Source organism: Nocardiopsis sp. CNR-923 (genome assembly GCF_001942255.1).
In the GTDB taxonomy this organism is placed as follows: Bacteria; Actinomycetota; Actinomycetes; order Streptosporangiales; family Streptosporangiaceae; genus Nocardiopsis.
Window position 1 is genome coordinate 44,565 of the sequence record NZ_MKKC01000120.1, and the last position, 18,887, is coordinate 63,451.

Consider the following 18,887-nt stretch of genomic DNA (forward strand, 5'->3'; position numbering starts at 1 on the left):
GAAGGCGACTCCCCGACTCAAGGACGGATGCCAGGGAGCCGCCGTTTCCCTCTCCCCCGGCTTTTCAGACCTCGGACACCTTGAGTCCTAGATCCTTGGCGAAAGCGTCGAACAGTTGCGGGAGTGGTTCGGGGCCACGTGTGCCCCCTTGAGAGATGAGACACCGATGATTCCGGAGACCTCACATTCCCGGATGTCCGTTCCCGCCATCTTGACGGAATCGAACTCAACGCCACTGAGCGAGCAGTCATCGAACACGGTGGAACCCAGATCTCCACCCGTGAAGATCGCTTCTCGGAACCGACAGTTCACGAAGGCAACGCTTCCCTTCACCCGAAGCCTGTTCAGGGTGGCATAGTCGAACTGGCATCCCTGAAACAGCACATCCGAGAGGGTCACGTTTTCCATCGTGAGCCCCATCATCCGGGAGTCAGCGAGAACCAGCGACAGGACAGCGTGAGCACGTGTCGAGTGCACAGGGACAGCAGAGCAGCGCACACAGGGCGCGCTGTACGCACAGGGGCCTTACTGAGGGGCCTTGCTGGCAACACGTCCTGTTGTCACGCCTGAGAGGTCCTGAGAGTCACAGTGAGGGCCTGACAGTGAGGGGGCCTTGCCCAGGGGTGCTGTTGGGGGTCTTGTGAGGCATGGCACAGGCCCCGCCCCGGGGTTCGGGACAGGGCCTATGGTGGGTCTTTGGGTGGTTGCAAGGGTGCCCCGAGAACCGGGGGAGAGGTCAGCACCGTGTCAGCACATGACCCCCAGCCAACCGTGGAGAACGAGGTTCAACCCTTGCCCCCTCAGGTAGTGTTTTCGCAGGACAGAGAGGAAGTTTGACCAGGTGAACACCAATGTGCTACGGGCGGGCGGCCGTTGATGAATCTGGTCAATCTTCAGGACGTGTCCCTGGCCTACGGGCCGCTCGTACTCCTCGACAAGGTGTCGCTGGGCGTGGACGAGGGCGAGCGCATCGGCGTCGTCGGCCGCAACGGCGGCGGTAAGTCCACGCTCATCTCGGTGCTCTCCGGACGCACCGACCCCGACTCAGGCCGGGTCGTGCACAACCGCGGCCTGCGAATCGGGTTCCTCCACCAGCGGGATGACTTCCCCGACACCACAGTCGGCGCCTTCGTGCTGGGCGACCGGGCCGAGCACGAGTGGGCCGGTGACGCCCGCGTCCGCGACATCCTGCGCGGCCTCCTCGGCGGCTGGGACCTGGACGCCGACATGTCCGGGCTGTCCGGCGGCGAGCGCCGTCGCTCCGCCCTGGCGCGGTTGCTCGTGGGCGACCACGACCTGATCGTCCTCGACGAACCCACCAACCACCTGGACATCGAGGGCATCGCCTGGCTCGCCCAGCACCTGAACGGCCGTCCCGAGTCGCTCGTGGTCGTCACCCACGACCGCTGGTTCCTCGACGCCGTCACCACCCGCACGTGGGAGGTCGGGCGCGGCGCGGTCGAGCGGTACGAGGGCGGGTACGCCGCCTACGTCCTGGCCAAGGCCGAACGGGAGCGCATGGCCGCGGTGGCCGAGGAGCGCCGCCAGAACCTCATGCGCAAGGAGCTGGCCTGGCTGCGCCGGGGCGCGCCCGCGCGCACCTCCAAGCCCAAGTTCCGCATCGAGGCCGCCAACCAGCTCATCGCCGACGTCCCACCGGTCCGGGACACGGTCGAACTCGTCCGGTTCGCCAGCTCGCGCCTGGGCAAGACCGTCGTCGACCTCAAGGACGTGTCGGCCGCCGTGCCCGACCGCGTCCTCCTGGACCGCCTGACCTGGCAGCTCGGCCCCGGCGACCGGGTCGGCCTGGTCGGCGTCAACGGCGCGGGCAAGTCCACCCTGCTCCGCATCCTGGGCGGCGAGCGCGCTCCCGACTCCGGTTCGGTGCGCACCGGCAAGACCGTCCGGCTCGCCCACCTGTCGCAGAACATCACCGAACTCGACCCCGACGCGCGTCCGCTCCAGACCGTCATGGACGTGCGCGAACACGTCACCATCGGCAGGCGCGACTACACCGCGAGCCAGATGCTGGAGCGCTTCGGGTTCCGCGGCGAACGCCAGTGGACGCCGATCGGCGACCTGTCCGGCGGTGAGCGCCGCCGCCTCCAGCTGCTGCGTCTGCTCATGGACGAGCCCAACGTCCTCCTGCTGGACGAGCCCACCAACGACCTGGACATCGAGACCCTCACCGAACTGGAGGACCTCCTCGACGGCTGGCCCGGGTCGCTGGTGCTGGTCAGCCACGACCGGTACTTCCTTGAGCGGATCACCGACCGCGTGCTCGCCCTCATGGGCGACGGCACCCTGGCCTTCCTGCCCGGCGGCGTCGACGAGTACCTGGAGCGCCGCGCCGCCACGGCGAAGCCGCCCTCGGTCCCGGCCGGATCCGCCGGGGCCGCCGCCCCCAGGGAGGAGCCCGCGGTGTCCGCGGCCGAGCGGCGCGCCGCCCAGAAGGAGATGCAGCGGGTCGAGCGGCGGATGGACCGCGTCGCCAGGCGCGAGGCCGAGCTGCACGAGCTCATGGCCGCCGCCGCGGAGGACTACACCCGGCTGGCCGAGCTGGACGCCGAGGCCAAGGCCCTGGCGGCCGAGCGCGACGAACTGGAGGAGGTCTGGCTGGCCCAGGCCGAACTGGTCGGGGGCTAGGGTGTGCCGCGGATGCCGCTCGGCGGGGTATGTGTCCGCGGAACACTCCTGGGGTCGCGCACGCGGTGCGGCACCGCGCGGACCGGCGCTCAGAGGGGCGGGGCGGCGGCGCCCCGCCCCGGGGTCACCCGACCAGCTCCTCGAAGGCGGTGGCGATCTCCTGGGCTCCCGCCCTGTTGGTGTGGATGTCCGGCCCGCGGTCGACGTCGCACATCCAGGTCAGGTCGCAGATCCGCTGCACGTTGGTCGGCATGCCGGTCGTGCTGTCGGCCGGGACGTTGAAGTCCGCGGAGGCGAAGGCCCCCTCGACGTCGGCGACCTCGACGCCGGCGTCGGCGTAGGAGTCGCGCAGGGACGCGTTCATCCGCTCCAGGACGCCGGTGGCGTACCCGACCAGGCCGTCGTCCGGGGCGGCGGCGGTTCCGTCGCCGTCGGCGCCCGCCCCCTCACCGGCGCCCGCCTCCTCCGGCGACGGCGACTCCTCGGCGTCATCCTCTCCTGCGTCCTCCAGGAGCAGGGCGGCGAGGAACGGGTTGTAGTAGGTCATCGCGATGATCGGGGTGTCCGGTCCCGCCGCCGTGCGCAGACGGTCGGCGATCTCGGGCACCTCCGTCCCGATCCGCTCCAGCCCGTCGTCCACGCACGCGGTGTCGATGGCGGGACCGTCCGGGTTCTCCAGGCCGCTCACGCAGCCGGTGAAGTTGTTGCCCCCGATGGTGACGGTGACCAGCTCGACGCGCCCCTGGTGCTCGGCGAGGAACTCCTCCGCGGCCTCCAGTTGGGACCGGCCCTCATACCGTTGGTCGCAACGGGGCACGCCGCCCTCGACGAACGTCGTGGTGTCCTCGCCGCCGCAGCCCAACCGCTCGTGGACGAGTGTCGAGTCCGCGTCGTACAGCCCCCGGTACAGCATGTCGGTGTAGCCGTCGGCGGTCTCCCCGGGAACACCGTTCTCGTCGGGCTGCACCCCCACGGTCAGGGAGTCGCCCAAGGACAGGTAGTAACGCTGCTCGATGTCCGTACCCTCGTCCCCGCCGCCGCAGCCCGTGGCGACCACGGCCGCGGCGGCCGTGGCCGCGATCCAGCGGAATCTCACTGTTGCTCTCCAACCCATGCCTGGAATGTGGTTCGCGCCCAGACAGCGGTTTCCCGATGAGAGACGGATACCGCAGGGTAACTAGCCTTGCGGACCTGAGGGCTCCCTGTCGAGGGGAACGAGCAGGCTTCTCAGTAACGATGCGAGCCGGGCGCGGTCCTGATCGGGCATCGGGGCCAGAAGCGACTCCTCGTACCGGACGAGGGAGGCGAGCGCCGCGTCGATGCGCTGGGCGCCCTTCTCCGTGAGCCGGACCAGGACACCGCGCTTGTCGGCGGGGTCGGGCCTGCGGCGCACCAGGCCCGCCGCGGCCAGCCGGTCGACCCGGTTGGTCATGGTCCCCGAGGTCACGAGGGTGGCGCGCAGCAGACGGCCGGGACTGAGCTCGTAGGGCGGACCGGAGCGGCGGAGCTCGGCGAGGACGTCGAACTCCCAGGGCTCCAGGGAGTGTTCGGTGAAGACCGTGCGCCGGGCACGGTCCAGGTGGCGTGCGAGCCGGGAGACCCGGCTGAACACCTCCAGCGGCGTCACGTCCACGTCCGGGCGTTCGGCTCGCCACGCCTCGATCAGCCCATCCACCTCATCGCGCATGGGACCAGCATATCTCTTGACATCAAGATAGTGAGGCGGGTAAGGGTAGGACGCCGCCCAGGGGCCGTCGCGCGGCCGGGCGGGGCACCCTCGGTCGGACGCCTCCGGCGCGGTTCCCCGCCCCTGCCGCTCGTGGTCGTCGGTCAGCCCGATCGGCGCCCGCGCGTGTTCAGTCCGGGCTTGGCCTCCAGCCGGGCGAGCCCGTTCCAGGCCAGGTTGACCAGGTGCGCCGCGACCACCTCGCGCTTGGGTCTGCGCACCTCCAGCCACCACTGGCCGGTCAGCGCCCACATGCCCACCAGCGCCTGCGCGTACATGGGCGCGAGCGCCGGGTCGTACCCGCGTTCGGCGAACTCGTCGGCCATGATGTGCTCGACCTGGCTCGCGATGTCGTTGATCAGGCTGGCGAAGCTGCCCGTGCCGGAGGCCACGTGCGAGTCACGGGTCAGCACCCGGAAGCCCACGGTGTTCTCCTCCACGTAACGCAGCAGCGCCAGCGCCGCCCGCTCGATCTTGTCGTGTGCGTGGTCGGCGGTGAGGGCCTCGCCCATCATGTCCAGGAGGGTGCGCATCTCCCGGTCGACGACGACCGCGTAGATGCCCTCCTTGCCGCCGAAGTGCTCGTAGACCACGGGCTTGGACACACCGGCCCGCGCGGCGATCTCCTCGACGGAGGTCGCGTCGAATCCCCGCTCGGCGAACAGCTCCCGGCCGATCTCGACAAGCTGTTGCGACGCTCCTTGCCCGTCATGCGCTTGCGGCGCACGCGGGTCCCCTGTTGGCTGTCGGCTGCTCCCATGATGGCTACCGATCCTAGAGGCCGACCCGCTTGGCGGCGAGCCGTTCCGCGTTGGGCCAGCGCACCTTGGTCGCCCAGCCGAACCGCTCGAAGATCCAGATGATCCGGGCGGAGATGTCGATCTGGCCCTTGAGCACGCCGTGGCGGGCGCAGGTGGGGTCGGCGTGGTGCAGGTTGTGCCAGGACTCGCCGAAGGACGGGATGGCCAGCCACCACACGTTGCGGGAGCGGTCGCGGACCTCGAAGTTCTCCTCGCCGATGGTGTGGCAGATGGAGTTGATCGACCAGGTGATGTGGTGCAGCAGGGCCACGCGCACCAGGCTCGCCCAGAAGAACGCGGTGATCGCGCCCGACCAGGACATGGTGACCAGACCGCCGACGACGGCCGGAGCGGCCAGCGAGAAGAGGACGATCGGGACGAAGAGCCGGTCGACGAGGACCACGTCCTTGTCCTTGAGCAGGTCGGGGGCGAAGCGGCGCGGCGAGGTCTTCTTCTCGTCCAGGTACATCCACGCCATGTGCGCGTAGTACAGCCCCTTGGCCACGGACTTCCAGTCGTCGCCGAAGCGCCACGGGGAGTGCGGGTCGCCCTCGGCGTCCGCGTACTTGTGGTGGCGGCGGTGGTCGGCCACCCACTTGACGACACTGCCCTCGATCGCCATGCTGCCCGCCACCGCCAGCGCGATCCGCAGGGGGCGGTTGGCCCGGAACGAGCCGTGCGTGAAGTGGCGGTGGAAGCCGACCGTGATACCCAGTCCGCTGATCAGGTAGAAGACCGCGGCGATGGCGACGTCGACGAGGGTCAGCCCCCAGCCCCAGAAGAACGGCACCGCCGCCAGCAGGGCGATCAGTGGGATGAACACGAAGGCGAACACGGTGTAGCGCTCGGCCTTGCCGCGCGGTTCCGGCTCGATCTCCGGGATCGCCTCGCGTTTGGCGGTCGCGCTGATGGGCGCCTCGGGGGCTGCGGTCATGTCTGGACACCTCGTCACGGGAGCGTTGTCGAGGTCAGGACGCGTCCTCAGCGCGCGGGGCACCCGTGTCGACGGCCCAACCTATTCCTACGCAACCGTAACCTACGACCCCGTAGGTTTGGCAAGCCCACCGCGAATGGCGCTATGTTGGTGCCGAGCGCCTGGGTGTGCCGCGATCACACCCGGTGCGTTCCCGGATGATGTAATCGGCAGCATGTGGGGTTTTGGTCCCCATCGTCCAGGTTCGAGCCCTGGTCCGGGAGCAGTCGCCCCCCGCCCGTCCCCGCGGGTGCGCCGGATGGTTCCCGAACTCGTGACGCGACGCTCCCCACACTTCGCGCCCGCCACCCGCCGCCCACGGCGTGCCCGCGCCGATCGCGTGGTCCTCCATGCCGCACCCCCGCGAAGCGGCGGTGACGCGCATGTATCCTTCCCATGTCGGCCGCTGGATCATCCGACGGCCGCCCGTGCGGCACGCGGGTCGGGCCGCCGAGGGGTGAGCCGACAGTTCAACCGCCAGCTATTCACGAGGGGTCTCCTTCAGTGAGCGTGAACCGCCCGGCTGCCGTCATCGTCCTCGCGGCGGGCGAGGGCACCCGAATGAAGTCCAAACTTCCCAAGGTTCTGCACGAGATCAACGGCCGCAGCATGCTCGGACACGTGCTCGCCGCCGCCGGCGACCTCACCCCCGAGCACACCGTGGTCGTCGTCGGCCACGCCCGTGAGCGGGTCGCCGAACACCTGGGACAGATCGCCCCGGACGCGACCACCGCCGTCCAGGAGGAGCGCAACGGCACCGGCCACGCGGTCCGGATGGCGGTCGAGGACCTCACGGGCAGAGGCGTCACCCTCACCGGGACAGTCGTCCTCACCTGCGGAGACACCCCGCTTCTGCGCGGGTCGACGCTGACCGAGCTCGTCGCCGCGCACGAGAAGGAGGGCAACGCCGTCACCGCCCTCTCCGCCCGCGTCCCCGACCCCGCGGGGTACGGGCGCATCGTCCGCGACGCGGACGGGGCGTTCACCGGCATCGTCGAGCACGCCGACGCCACCCCCGACCAGCGCGCGATCGACGAGATCAACTCCGGCATGTACGCCTTCGACGGCGCCCTGCTGTCCGCCGTCGTCCAGCGCCTGTCGACCGACAACGCCAAGGGCGAGGAGTACATCACCGACGCCGTCGCCCTGCTGCGCGGGGACGGGCACCGGGTCGGCGCCTGGACCGCCGAGGACTGGCACGAGGTCCAGGGCGTCAACGACCGCGTCCAGCTCTCCGAGGCACGCCGCGTCCTCAACCGGCGTCTGGTCGAGGAGCACATGCGCTCCGGCGTGACGGTCGTCGACCCCGCCACCACCTGGCTCGACGTCCAGGTCAGGATCGGCCGCGACGCGGTGCTGGAGCCGGACACCCGGCTGCTCGGCGCCACCGTGGTCGGCGAGGACGCCGTCGTCGGACCCGGTTCCACGCTGCGGGACACGGTCGTCGGCGAGGGCGCGCACGTCCGCGAGACCACCGCTGACCGGGTCGAGATCGGCTCCGGGGCCAACGTCGGCCCCTACACCTACCTCCGGCCGGGCACCCGCCTGGCCGAGCGGACCAAGGTCGCGCCTTCGTCGAGGTCAAGAACTCGACCGTCGGCGCCGGGTCCAAGGTCCCGCACCTGACCTACGTCGGGGACGCGGACATCGGCGAGGGCAGCAACATCGGCTGCTCCACGGTGTTCGTCAACTACGACGGGGTCAGCAAGTCCCGGAGCACCATCGGCGACCACGTGCGCATCGGCAGCGACAACACCATCGTCGCGCCCGTGACCGTGGGCGACGGGGCCTACTCCGGGGCCGGGGCCGTGGTCCGGGACGATGTCCCGCCCGGTGCCCTGGCGGTCTCCGAGGGGCACCGCCAGCGCAACGTCGAGGGGTGGACCCGGCGCAAACGCCCGGGCACCGCCTCCGCCGAGGCCGCGGAGCGGGCCGACCGGCGCAGAACAGATAATTCCGACAAGCAGTAACCGTGGGGGAGAAGTACGTGAGCGGGATGAAGGCCACCGGGCAGAAACAGTTGATGCTCTTCTCGGGGCGCACCCACCCCGAACTGGCCCAGGAGGTGGCGAAGGAGTTGGGGATCGACGTGGTCCCCACCCGGTTCGACACCTTCGCCAACAGTGAGATCTTCGTCCGCTACCTTGAGTCCGTCCGCGGCTGCGACGCGTTCGTCCTGCAGTGCCACTCGGCTCCGGTCAACGAGTCCATCATGGAGCAGCTGATCATGGTGGACGCGCTCAAGCGCGCGTCCGCCAAGCGGATCACCGTGGTGACGCCGTTCCTCGGATACGCCCGGCAGGACAAGAAGCACCGGGGCCGCGAGCCCATCTCCGCACGACTGATGACCGACCTGTTCCGTACGGCGGGCGCCAACCGAATGATGGCGGTCGACCTGCACACGGACCAGATCCAGGGCTTCTTCGACGGCCCGGTGGACCACCTGTTCGCCCTGCCGATCCTGGCCGACTACGTGGCCGACCGGGTCGAGCACTCCGAGATCACCGTGGTCTCCCCGGACGCGGGCCGCGTGCGCACCGCCGACCGCTGGGCCGACCGCCTCGGCGCGCCTCTGGCGATCATCCACAAGCGCCGCGACCCGGACGTCGCCAACCAGGTGCGCGTCCACGAGGTCGTCGGCCAGGTCGCGGGCCGCACGTGCGTGCTGGTCGACGACATGATCGACACCGGCGGCACGATCGTGAAGGCCTCCGAGGCCCTGTTCGAGAACGGCGCGGAGAAGGTCATCGTGGCGGCCACGCACGGCGTGCTGTCCGGTCCGGCGGCCGAGCGCCTGCAGAACTCCCGGATCTCCGAGGTCATCATCACCAACTCGCTGCCGGTGCCGGAGGAACGCTCCTTCGACAAGCTCACGCAGCTGTCGATCGCTCCGCTGGTCGCCCGCGCGATCAGCGAGGTGTTCACCGACGGCTCGGTGACCAGTCTCTTCGAGTAGCCGCGGGTCCACTCGCGCACCCCGGCCGTGCCGCTGGCGGGCGCCCCGTGAACGGGGGGTGGCCGCCAGCGGGACGTGTACGGAGTCGTCGGTGAAGCCAGTAGACTTGACCGAGTGTCCCCGTGCCCAGCGGAGCCCCTTCGGCTGCGCAGGATCGCGCGGGCAGGGGTGCGCGACGAGTGTTCCCGGGCCGGGCGGGTCCGGTGGCGTCTCGCCGGGCACGCCTGGAACCACGGCGGCCGTGTCCCCACGTGGGTGACCCCGCCGCTTTCCCCGCCCAGTGCGGGAATCGTCGTACTACTGGAGTCGTGTTCCCCGTGCTGCGGGGTTGAACCCGAGGAGTTTTGTCGTGTCCGAGGTACGAATCGCTGCCGAGCCCCGCACGGAATTCGGCAAGGGCGCCGCTCGGCGCGCCCGCCGCGCGGGTAAGGTGCCGGCCGTCCTCTACGGCCACGGCACCGAGCCCCGCCACCTCAACCTGCCCGGCCACGAGCTCATGCTCGCCCTGAAGACCCCGAACGTCCTCATCCGTCTCGACGGCGTCGACAAGGACAACCTCGCCCTCCCCAAGAGCGTCCAGCGCGACGCCATCAAGGGCTTCCTGGAGCACGTCGACCTGCTGGTCGTCTCCAAGGGCGAGAAGGTCCAGGTCGACATCCACGTCGAGCTGACCGGTGAGGTCAAGGCCCCGGGCGTGCTCAACCAGGAACTCGTCGAGGTGACCGTCGAGGCCGAGGCCACCCACATCCCCGAGGGCGTGTCCTTCGACGTGGAGGGCCTGGAGATCGGCTCCACGCCGACCGCCGGCGACCTGAAGCTGCCCGCGGGCACCACGCTGGTCACGGACCCCGAGGCGATCCTGCTCACCGTCTCCGCTCCGCGGGTCGAGGAGGAGGCGCCCGCCGCCGAGGCCGCCGAGGAAGGCGCCGAGGAGCCCGCCGCCGAGTAGGGCGTTCCCCCGCACAGTCATCGCACCGAACGCGCGGTTCCCCTGGGGGCCGCGCGTTCGGCGTGCGTATAGGGTCGTGCACCATGGTGGACCTGTGGCGCATGCTGGGAATCAGGAAGAACGAGGACATGGCTGAGGCTGAGCGCTGGCTGGTCGTCGGGCTGGGCAACCCCGGCCCCAAGTACGCCGCGAACCGGCACAACGCCGGATTCATGGTGGTGGACGCGCTGGCGTCCGCGGGCGGCGAGCGCTGGAAGGCGCACAAGGCGCACGCCGAGGTCGTGGAGACCCGGATCGAGGGCGCCCCGGTGGTGCTGGCCAAGCCGCGGTCCTTCATGAACGTGTCCGGCGGTCCCGTCGCGGGACTGGCGAAGTTCTACAAGGTGCCGGTCGAGCGCGTCGTCGTGGTCCACGACGAACTGGACATCGACTTCTGCGCGCTCAAGCTCAAGCGCGGCGGCGGGTCCGGCGGCCACAACGGCCTGAAGTCGGTCACCGCCTCCCTGTCCACCCCCGACTACGTCCGGGTCCGCTTCGGTGTGGGCCGCCCGCCCGGTCGGATGGACGCCGCCGCCCACGTGCTGCGCGACTTCTCCTCCACCGAGCGCGGGGAACTCGACCTCAACGTCGAGCGCGCCGCCGACGCCGTCCGCACGATCATCAAGGACGGCCTGGAGCGGGCCCAGAACATCTTCCACACCGCCGTTTAGCCAGCCCCGGCGGACGCCTCCGGCCCGTCTCCCCGGTCACCCGGCCAACAGCCGCCACGTGGCCGCGGCGACCGTCTCCGGGCCGCGGTCGGGGCCGGGCTCGCCGACCGCCTCCGCGATCACCCCGACCAGCGCGCCCGCCAGGTAGGCGGCGTGGGATGCCACCCGCTGGGCGGGTCGTCAGCGCGAGGTCACGGGTGTCTGAAGAAGTTTCGGTCTCGACACAGACACGTTCTCAGGACGACCTGATCCTGCTTCCCCAACAGGCCGACACGAGACGCGACTTCTCCACTACTTTTAGTTACTGTTCGGGTCGTCAGTCCTTGATGCCCGACCACACCCCGCCCTGCCCTTTCGGGCTCCGCGGTGCCAGGTGTGCTTACTCATTGTGAGGATCCAGAAACACGTCGTACCCTTGGGGGGAAGTGTGGCCACAGCCAGCGGGGTGGAGACCGCTCAGAATCAACGCGTGCTGCCGGTCGGCGCGGCGGAGTTCGTCACCGATTCCCGTGGCGGGTCGTGGACGCGGTCGTATGTGGCGGGGCTCGTCTCCCTCGACCTGCTGGCCGCCGCCGCCGCGGCGTTCGGCGGAACGGCCGTCCGGTTCCATGACGCCCTCGGGGCCGCCGAGGCGTCTCCTTACCTGCACCTCTCGCTGCTGCTGCCGGTCGTGTGGGTCGCCTTCGTGTGGCTGGGCGGCGGATACGAGCGGCGGTTCCTGGGGGTCGGCACCGAGGAGTACCGCCGAGTGGCCGTGGCGGGGGTCTTCCTGGCCGCCTCGGTCGCCATCGGGGCCTACGCCGTCGCCTTCGACCTCTCCCGCGGCTACGCGCTCGCCGTTCCACCGCTCATCGTCGCCACGACCCTTGGTCTGCACTACGCCCGGCGCAAGGCCCTGCACCGGCGCCGCCGCTTCGGGCAGTGCATGAGCGGCGTCGTCGTGGTCGGCTACCGCTGCGCCGCCGGGGACCTCATCCGCCGGTTCCGGGGGGAGATCTACCACGGCATGCGGGTCGTCGGCGTGTGCCTGCCGCCTGGCGAGAGCGCCCCGGACGGCCTCGGGGAGGTCGCCGTCGAAGGCTGTCCGGTGCTGGGCGACTTCACCGAGGTGGCCCAGGCCGCCTCCCTCGTCGGAGCCGACACCGTGGCGGTGCTCGCCTGTCCCGAAATGGACGGAGTCGAGCTGCGGCGGCTGGCGTGGGAGCTGGAGAAGACCGGGACCGACCTCATCGTCGCCTCCGCTCTCATGGAGGTCGCCGGTCCGCGCACCTCCATCCGTCCCGTGGCGGGGCTGCCCCTGCTGCACGTGGAGCACCCCGAACTCGCGGGTGGGCGGCGCCTGCTCAAGGGGGTTTTCGACCGGTGCGCCGCGGCCCTGGCCCTGGCTCTGCTGTCCCCGTTGTTCCTGGTGCTGACGGTGCTCATCCGCTCCGAGGGCGGCGGGCCCGCTCTGTTCACCCAGACTCGCGTCGGACGGGGTGGGGCCGAGTTCACCGTTTACAAGTTCCGTACCATGGTGGTCGGGGCCGACACGCTGAAGGAGGCGCTCAGGCCCCGCAACGAGCACGACGGGGTGCTGTTCAAGATGCGTCGCGACCCCAGGGTGACGTCCGTGGGGGCATGGCTGCGCCGGTACTCGCTCGACGAGCTACCCCAGCTCGTCAACGTGGTCCGTGGGGAGATGTCGCTCGTCGGCCCCAGGCCGCCTCTGCCGGAGGAAGTCGCCCAGTACGGGTACGACGTCCGCCGCCGGCTCGTGGTCAAACCGGGTATGACGGGTCTGTGGCAGGTCAGCGGTCGGTCCGACCTCTCCTGGGAGGAGTCGGTCCGTCTGGACCTGAGGTACGTGGAAAACTGGTCGCTGACGTTGGACATCCAGATCCTGTGGAAGACGTGGTCAGCGGTGATCCGTGGGGCGGGAGCTTACTAGCCGGTGAAGAGCATCAGAAACGATCATGAGGTGGCCAGGGACCTGGCGACCGAGGCGGGTCAGCTCCTGCTGCGCCTGCGCGCCAGGCACGGGTTCGGCGAGCCCGAGGTGCTGCGCACCCTGGGGGACAGGACCTCCCACGAGTTCCTCTTCTCCGCCCTCGGCCGGCTGCGCCCCAGCGACTCGGTGCTCTCCGAGGAGGGAGCCGACGATCTTTCGCGGCTGCGGGCGCGACGCGTGTGGATCATCGACCCCCTCGACGGCACCCGGGAGTTCGCCGAGGCGGGCCGCACCGACTGGGCCGTGCACGTGGCCCTGTGGGAGAACGGCGACCTCGTCGCCGGCGCGGTCTCCCTCCCCGCGCAGGGCACCACCGTCTCCACGGTCGACCCGCCGTGGCTGCCGGACGAGCGCCCCGGCGACCAGCGTCTGCGCATCACCGCGAGCCGGACGCGGCCCCCCGCGTTCGTGCAGCGGATGGCCAACCAGCTCGGCGCCGAGGTCATCCCCATGGGCTCGGCGGGGGCGAAGATCTGCGCGGTGATGCTCGGGATCGCCGACATCTACGTCCACGCGGGCGGCCAGTACGAGTGGGACAGCGCCGCGCCCGTCGCGGTCGCGCGCGCCGCCGGTCTGCACACGTCGCGCATCGACGGGTCGCCCCTGCGCTACAACGTGGCCGACCCGCTACTCCCCGATATCCTTGTATGTCGATCGGAATTGTCGGGTATGTTGTTGGCAAGCATCCGCGACGGTGCGGACCTGGACAGCGCGGGGCCGCACGCGGGGGGCTGACCGAAGAGGCCCTCCGCCGTCGGCCGTGTCGGTATCACAAAGGCGGATTCATGGGTCAGTCCAGTCAGCAGGCGCCCGGGCGCTACCAGCTCTCTCAGCTCGACGTGCTCGAAGCCGAGGCGATCTTCATCATGCGCGAGGTGGCCGCGGAGTTCGAGCGGCCCGTTCTGCTCTTCTCCGGGGGCAAGGACTCCATCGTCATGCTCCGCCTCGCGGAGAAGGCCTTCTGGCCAGGCGCCGTCCCCTTCCCCGTGATGCACGTGGACACCGGCCACAACTTCGACGAGGTGATCGAGTTCCGTGACCGCCGTGTCGCCGAGGCGGGCGTCCGCCTGGTCGTCGCATCGGTCCAGGAGCAGATCGACGCGGGCAAGGTCACCGAACCGACCGGACGCTGGGCCAGCCGCAACCGGCTCCAGACCGCCGCCCTGCTGGAGGCCATCGAGGAGCACGGCTTCGACGCGGCTTTCGGCGGCGCCCGCCGCGACGAGGAGAAGGCCCGGGCCAAGGAGCGCGTCTTCTCCTTCCGCGACGAGTTCGGGCAGTGGGACCCCAAGAACCAGCGCCCCGAGCTGTGGAGCGTGTTCAACACCCGCATCGACCGCGGCGAGCACATCCGCGTGTTCCCGATCTCCAACTGGACCGAGTTGGACGTGTGGAGCTACATCGAGCGCGAGCGTCTGGAGCTGCCCTCCATCTACTTCGCGCACGAGCGCCGGGTCTTCGAGCGTGACGGCATCCTCCTGGCCGACTCGCCCATCATCCAGCGCGACGAGACCGAGACGGTCTTCGCCGAGACCGTGCGCTACCGCACCGTCGGCGACCTGACCTGCACCGGAGCGGTCAAGTCCACGGCGGTGGAGCTGGACGACATCATCGCCGAGATCGCCGCGACCCGGCTCACCGAGCGAGGGCAGACACGGGCGGACGACCGGGCCAGCGAGGCGGCATGGAGGACCGCAAGCGCGAGGGCTACTTCTAGGGCGTGTGCCGCGAACACATGCCCCGCCGCGCGACGGGCGGCATCCACGGAACACGCCCCAGCCACCGGCCCCAGCTCCCACCACTTCGACCCTGGACCAGGTAAGCATGAGCAAAGACATCCTGCGGTTCGCCACGGCGGGCTCCGTCGACGACGGCAAGAGCACCCTGATCGGCCGACTGCTGTATGACTCCAAGTCGATCTTCGAGGACCAGCTCGACGCGGTCGAGCGCACCAGCGCCGCGCGCGGCGAGGAGCAGACCAACCTGGCGCTGCTCACCGACGGCCTGCGCGCCGAGCGCGAGCAGGGCATCACCATCGACGTGGCCTACCGCTACTTCGCCACGCCCAAGCGCACCTTCATCATCGCGGACACCCCCGGCCACATCCAGTACACGCGGAACATGGTCACCGGCGCTTCCACCGCCGACCTGGCGATCATCCTCGTCGACGCGCGCAAGGGCCTCCAGGAGCAGAGCCGCCGCCACGCCTTCCTCACCTGCCTGCTCCAGGTCCCGCACCTGGTGCTGGCGGTCAACAAGATGGACCTGGTGGACTACTCCCAGGAGCGCTTCGAGCAGATCAAGTCGGAGTTCGCCGACTTCGCCAGCAAACTCGACGTGTGCGACCTCGCCTTCGTCCCGCTGTCGGCCCTGCACGGGGACAACGTGGTGAGCCGATCGGAGGACATGCCGTGGTACAGCGGGCCCTCCCTGCTGCACCATCTGGAGAACGTGCACATCGCCTCGGACCGTAACCTCATCGACGCGCGCTTCCCCGTGCAGTACGTCATCCGACCGCACAGGTCGGACGACCCCGAGCTGCACGACTACCGCGGTTACGCGGGCCAGCTCGCGGGCGGGGTGCTCAAGCCGGGCGACGAGGTGACCCACCTGCCCTCCGGGCTGAACTCGCGGATCTCGCGGATCATGACCGCCGACGGCGAGGTGGCGGAGGCGTACTCGCCCATGTCGGTCACCCTCCTGCTGGAGGACGAGATCGACATCTCCCGGGGCGACATGATCTGCCGGCCCAACAACGCGCCGAAGGCGTCGCAGGACATCGAGGCGATGGTGTGCTGGATGACGGACGCGCGCAAGCTCACGCCGCGCTCCAAGCTCATCGTCAAGCACACGACGCGCACGGCGAAGGTCATGGTCAAGGACCTGCGCTACCGGCTCGACGTGAACACGCTGCACCGGGACGAGGACGCCGACCACCTCGCGCTGAACGAGATCGGCCGGGTGCGGTTGCGCTCCACCCAGCCGCTGTTCGTGGACGAGTACGCCAAGAACCGCCAGACGGGCGGGTTCATCCTCATCGACGAGGCCACCAACGCCACCGTCGGCGCGGGCATGGTCGTCAAAGCCGACTAGTCCTCCGGCACGGACGGTTCGACCGGGGACCGCCTTCGGGCGGTCCCCCCGTGTGTCCGGGGACCGCCGAACCAACCGCGCGACGCTGTGAACACTATGAACAGAAATATTCACAATGATCACAATGTTTACGAGAGGGCAACGCGTAGGTCATTCTCGGACCATCAGTGCACGTGAGACCGGCACCACTGGAGCGGGTGGCATGCGACACACTCCACCTCCGCGATCGACACCGGTACCTGTTCGAAGGAACGGCGTGATGCCCTCCATAGCCAAGGCCGAACCGGGCCCCACCACCACCGATCCCGGCGAGTCACACCGACTACCCGGGGTCCTCGACAGCGCGCGCACGGCCCGGCGCGCGGTCGACCGTTTCCTGTGCGACCTGGGCCGCCCCGACCTGGTCGAGTCGGCCGCGCTCGTCGTCGGCGAACTCGTCGCGAACGCCGTCGTCCACGGCCGCCCGCCCGTGCACCTGGACCTCGCCTGGTCGACCTACGCCACCCCCGCCCTGCGCCTGGACGTCCATGACCACGGGAGCATCCTCCTCCACGCCGTGGACCGCCACGCCGACGACGAGGCCGAGCGCGGCCGCGGGCTGGTCATCGTCGACCACCTGGCCGCCCGGTGGGGTCTGGGGCCGCACCCGGTCCACGGGACCCACGCCTGGGCGGAGATCACCGCGGCGGAATGACCCCGACCCCCTTCCGCCACTCGACCCTCCTCCGCCACCCGGCCCCGCGCGACTGGAACACCTGTCACGTTTTCACCACGCACGGTGACACGACGCCTACGCTTGACCCGTGGATGGCTATCGTCTGGTGTTCGTCGGCGGCATGGGGCGCTCCGGTTCGACCCTGATCGAACGGCTCCTCGGTGAGCTGCCCGGGTTCTGTTCGGTCGGAGAGGTCGTGCACCTGTGGCGGCGCGGTCTCCTGGAGAACGAGCGCTGCGGGTGCGGGCATCCGTTCGCCGACTGCGGCTTCTGGTCGGACGTCGGCAAGGAGGCGTTCGGCGGCTGGGACCGCCTGGACACCGAGGCGGTGCTCCGCCTCAAGGCCGGCGTCGACCGGACGCGGTACCTGCCGATGCTTCTCAACGGGGCGGGAGGCGGCGTCCTCGCCGCGCGGGGCGATCGGTACACCGACCTCTACCACCGCCTGTACTCGGCGATCGCTCTGGTCAGCGGGGCGCACGTGGTCGTCGACGCCAGCAAGCACGCCTCGCTCGCGGCCTGCCTGCGGCTGCGCTACGGGGCCCGCATGCGGCTTCTGCACATCGTCCGCGACCCCCGGGCGGTGGCCCACTCCTGGGCCAAGCGCGTGCCGCGCCCCGACGCCACCCCAGACAGCAGCGAACCGGAGATGGCACGGTACTCGGCGGGCCGCGCGGCCGTGCAGTGGATGACCCAGAACGCGACCCTGGACGCGCTCGCCCGTCGCGGCACGCCCACCCTGCTGGTGCGCTACGAGGACTTCGTCGCGGATCCGGCGGCCGAGTTCGCCCGGATCGCCGCGTTCGCCGGGTACGCGGGCCCGCCGCCTGAGGTGGGGGAGGGAAGCGTCCGGATGTCGCGGACGCACGCGGTCTCGGGCAACCCGATGCGGTTCGCGCGGGGACCGCTGGGGGTGCGTCCCGACCACGGCTGGCGGGAGTCCCTGGCGCCGTGGCGGCGGGGGCTGGTGAGCGCGGTGACGGCGCCCGCCCGGAGGCGCTATGGCTACTGATCCGGGCGAGTATGGAATCGACATGGGCGGCAAGGTTGCCGAGTGTCCGAATTCTAACGTAAAGTCATTCTCCAAGTACTGTACGTAGTTCTGCGTCTGGGGGCGTTGACCGTGAACAGGAGACCGACACGAGGACTGGCGGCGGCGGGGGCCGTGCTCACCGCCTTGACACTGGCCGGGCCGGGGGCCGCGGCCGAGGCCCGCGTGCGACCGGTGGACGACCTCCCCGTCGACACGCCCGGAAGGAACACCGCCGCTCTCCTGGGCCTGCCGACCCTGGTCGAGTCCGCGTGCACGGTCTCCGACATCCTCGAACCCTCGTGCGGCGTGTGGTGGGGGGCCAGCCCCCACGACGACCGCGTCGAGCCGTTGGAGTCCGCCGCCGACCGCCGCATGGACATCGTCTACACCTGGCGCGGCGTCGACCAGGCGGACGTGCCGGGGGACCGTGAACGGAGGCTGATCGCGGAGGGCCGGTTCGTGCACACCAACATCGAGGCACGCCGCTTCGAACTCTCCGGGCACCCCGCGGTCCGCTACGAGGACATCATCGGCGGGGACTTCGACTCCTCGCTGCGTGCCCAGGCGCGCGCGATCGCCGACCTGCAGGTGCCCTACTTCGTCACCTTCGACCACGAGGCCGACGCCAAGAAGCGTTACCAGCGGCGCGGCAGCCCCGACGAGTTCGTGTCCGCATGGCGGCACATCGTCGACCTCTACCGCCAGGAGGGCGCCGACAACGCCATTTGGGTGTGGAACGTGACCGGCTGGCGCGGCAATCTCGACCGCCTGCCCGGCCTGTGGCCCGGGGACGACCACGTGGACTGGATCAGCTTCGAGGCGTACAACATGACCGGCTGCCCGCTCATGCCGAAGTGGACCGATGTGCACACCTTCGAGGACGCACTCCAGCCCGCCTACGAGTGGTTCCAGAACGAGGGGCCCGGGCACGGCATCGACCCCGCCAAGCCGATCATGATCGGCGAGCTGGGCACCACCGACATCGGCCCGCGCGACACCCTGCGCTGGTACGCCGACATCCCCGACGTCCTGCGCAGGTACGAGCGGGTGCGCGCGGTCAAGGTCTGGGACGGCGAGGTCGCCGGATGCGACTTCCGGATCGGCGCCAACGAGTACGCCCGCCGCGGCTTCGAACTGGCCGGCCGGGACCCCTACGTCAACCTGCCCGACCGGGTCCGCCGACTGGCCGCCTACGCCGCGAGCCGGAACTGAGCCCGACCGGAACGGAAGCCGTCCGACAGGTGCGGCGCACCCGCCCGACGCGGTCGACGTCGAGGCGACCTGAGCGGCTCCCGG

General features: G+C 70.2%; 15 protein-coding genes and 3 pseudogenes. 12 read left to right on the forward strand and 6 right to left on the reverse strand.

Features of this window, described 5'->3' with window-relative positions:
* Nucleotides 1–87 precede the first annotated feature (87 nt).
* Nucleotides 88–408, reverse strand: coding sequence for a pentapeptide repeat-containing protein (locus tag BJF83_RS21375; protein WP_262391742.1), 321 nt, complete (start codon nucleotides 406–408; stop codon nucleotides 88–90).
* Nucleotides 409–876: 468 nt separating this feature from the next.
* On the opposite strand from BJF83_RS21375, the gene BJF83_RS21380 reads away from it, so the two are divergent.
* On the forward strand, nucleotides 877–2,646 hold the full coding sequence (locus BJF83_RS21380) for an ABC-F family ATP-binding cassette domain-containing protein (RefSeq protein WP_075927713.1): 1,770 nt from the start codon (nucleotides 877–879) through the stop codon (nucleotides 2,644–2,646).
* Nucleotides 2,647–2,770: 124 nt separating this feature from the next.
* On the opposite strand, the gene BJF83_RS21385 is transcribed toward BJF83_RS21380, so the two are convergent.
* From BJF83_RS21385 to BJF83_RS21400, 4 genes and pseudogenes are all read right to left on the reverse strand, one after another.
* Nucleotides 2,771–3,742, reverse strand: coding sequence for a GDSL-type esterase/lipase family protein (locus BJF83_RS21385; RefSeq protein ID WP_262391743.1), 972 nt, complete (start codon nucleotides 3,740–3,742; stop codon nucleotides 2,771–2,773).
* 81 nt (nucleotides 3,743–3,823) lie between these two features.
* Nucleotides 3,824–4,333, reverse strand: a complete 510-nt coding sequence (locus tag BJF83_RS21390; RefSeq protein ID WP_075927715.1) for a MarR family winged helix-turn-helix transcriptional regulator — start codon at nucleotides 4,331–4,333, stop codon at nucleotides 3,824–3,826.
* A 143-nt stretch (nucleotides 4,334–4,476) separates the two neighbouring features.
* A pseudogene (locus BJF83_RS21395) lies at nucleotides 4,477–5,132 on the reverse strand (TetR family transcriptional regulator).
* Nucleotides 5,133–5,146: 14 nt separating this feature from the next.
* A complete protein-coding gene (locus BJF83_RS21400) occupies nucleotides 5,147–6,106 on the reverse strand; it encodes a fatty acid desaturase (protein ID WP_075927716.1) in 960 nt (319 codons plus the stop codon).
* Nucleotides 6,107–6,649: 543 nt separating this feature from the next.
* On the opposite strand from BJF83_RS21400, the pseudogene glmU reads away from it, so the two are divergent.
* From glmU to pth, 4 genes and pseudogenes are all read left to right on the forward strand, one after another.
* A pseudogene (gene glmU, locus BJF83_RS21405) lies at nucleotides 6,650–8,115 on the forward strand (bifunctional UDP-N-acetylglucosamine diphosphorylase/glucosamine-1-phosphate N-acetyltransferase GlmU).
* A 17-nt stretch (nucleotides 8,116–8,132) separates the two neighbouring features.
* Nucleotides 8,133–9,101, forward strand: a complete 969-nt coding sequence (locus BJF83_RS21410) for a ribose-phosphate diphosphokinase (RefSeq protein ID WP_075927800.1) — start codon at nucleotides 8,133–8,135, stop codon at nucleotides 9,099–9,101.
* Nucleotides 9,102–9,450: 349 nt separating this feature from the next.
* A complete protein-coding gene (locus BJF83_RS21415) occupies nucleotides 9,451–10,050 on the forward strand; it encodes a 50S ribosomal protein L25/general stress protein Ctc (protein ID WP_075927717.1) in 600 nt (199 codons plus the stop codon).
* Between the two features lie 101 nt (nucleotides 10,051–10,151).
* The gene (gene pth, locus BJF83_RS21420) at nucleotides 10,152–10,760 is read left to right on the forward strand and encodes an aminoacyl-tRNA hydrolase (RefSeq protein WP_262391744.1); all 609 of its coding nucleotides are present in this window, start codon (nucleotides 10,152–10,154) and stop codon (nucleotides 10,758–10,760) included.
* A 36-nt stretch (nucleotides 10,761–10,796) separates the two neighbouring features.
* Here the strand turns inward: pth and BJF83_RS29840 are convergent, their stop codons facing one another.
* Nucleotides 10,797–10,925, reverse strand: coding sequence for a hypothetical protein (locus BJF83_RS29840; protein WP_262391745.1), 129 nt, complete (start codon nucleotides 10,923–10,925; stop codon nucleotides 10,797–10,799).
* 304 nt (nucleotides 10,926–11,229) lie between these two features.
* On the opposite strand from BJF83_RS29840, the gene BJF83_RS21425 reads away from it, so the two are divergent.
* The 7 genes and pseudogenes from BJF83_RS21425 to BJF83_RS21455 all read left to right on the forward strand — a co-directional run bounded on the left by BJF83_RS21425 (nucleotide 11,230) and on the right by BJF83_RS21455 (nucleotide 18,803).
* On the forward strand, nucleotides 11,230–12,690 hold the full coding sequence (locus tag BJF83_RS21425; protein ID WP_083678647.1) for a sugar transferase: 1,461 nt from the start codon (nucleotides 11,230–11,232) through the stop codon (nucleotides 12,688–12,690).
* Between the two features lie 3 nt (nucleotides 12,691–12,693).
* Nucleotides 12,694–13,485 carry a 3'(2'),5'-bisphosphate nucleotidase CysQ gene (locus BJF83_RS21430; protein WP_075927719.1) on the forward strand — a complete coding sequence of 264 codons (792 nt, stop codon included), beginning with the start codon at nucleotides 12,694–12,696 and terminating at the stop codon, nucleotides 13,483–13,485.
* A gap of 50 nt (nucleotides 13,486–13,535) precedes the next feature.
* Nucleotides 13,536–14,467 (forward strand): annotated as a pseudogene (cysD, locus tag BJF83_RS21435) (sulfate adenylyltransferase subunit CysD).
* A gap of 107 nt (nucleotides 14,468–14,574) precedes the next feature.
* Nucleotides 14,575–15,843 (forward strand): sulfate adenylyltransferase subunit CysN, encoded by a 1,269-nt coding sequence (cysN, locus tag BJF83_RS21440; protein ID WP_075927720.1) that lies wholly within the window; start codon nucleotides 14,575–14,577, stop codon nucleotides 15,841–15,843.
* A 259-nt stretch (nucleotides 15,844–16,102) separates the two neighbouring features.
* A complete protein-coding gene (locus BJF83_RS21445; RefSeq protein ID WP_075927721.1) occupies nucleotides 16,103–16,537 on the forward strand; it encodes an ATP-binding protein in 435 nt (144 codons plus the stop codon).
* 142 nt (nucleotides 16,538–16,679) lie between these two features.
* Entirely contained in the window at nucleotides 16,680–17,570 is an 891-nt protein-coding gene (locus BJF83_RS21450; RefSeq protein ID WP_075927801.1) for a sulfotransferase, read from the forward strand.
* A 105-nt stretch (nucleotides 17,571–17,675) separates the two neighbouring features.
* Nucleotides 17,676–18,803, forward strand: coding sequence for a glycoside hydrolase family 26 protein (locus tag BJF83_RS21455; protein WP_394329372.1), 1,128 nt, complete (start codon nucleotides 17,676–17,678; stop codon nucleotides 18,801–18,803).
* Nucleotides 18,804–18,887: the final 84 nt, after the last annotated feature.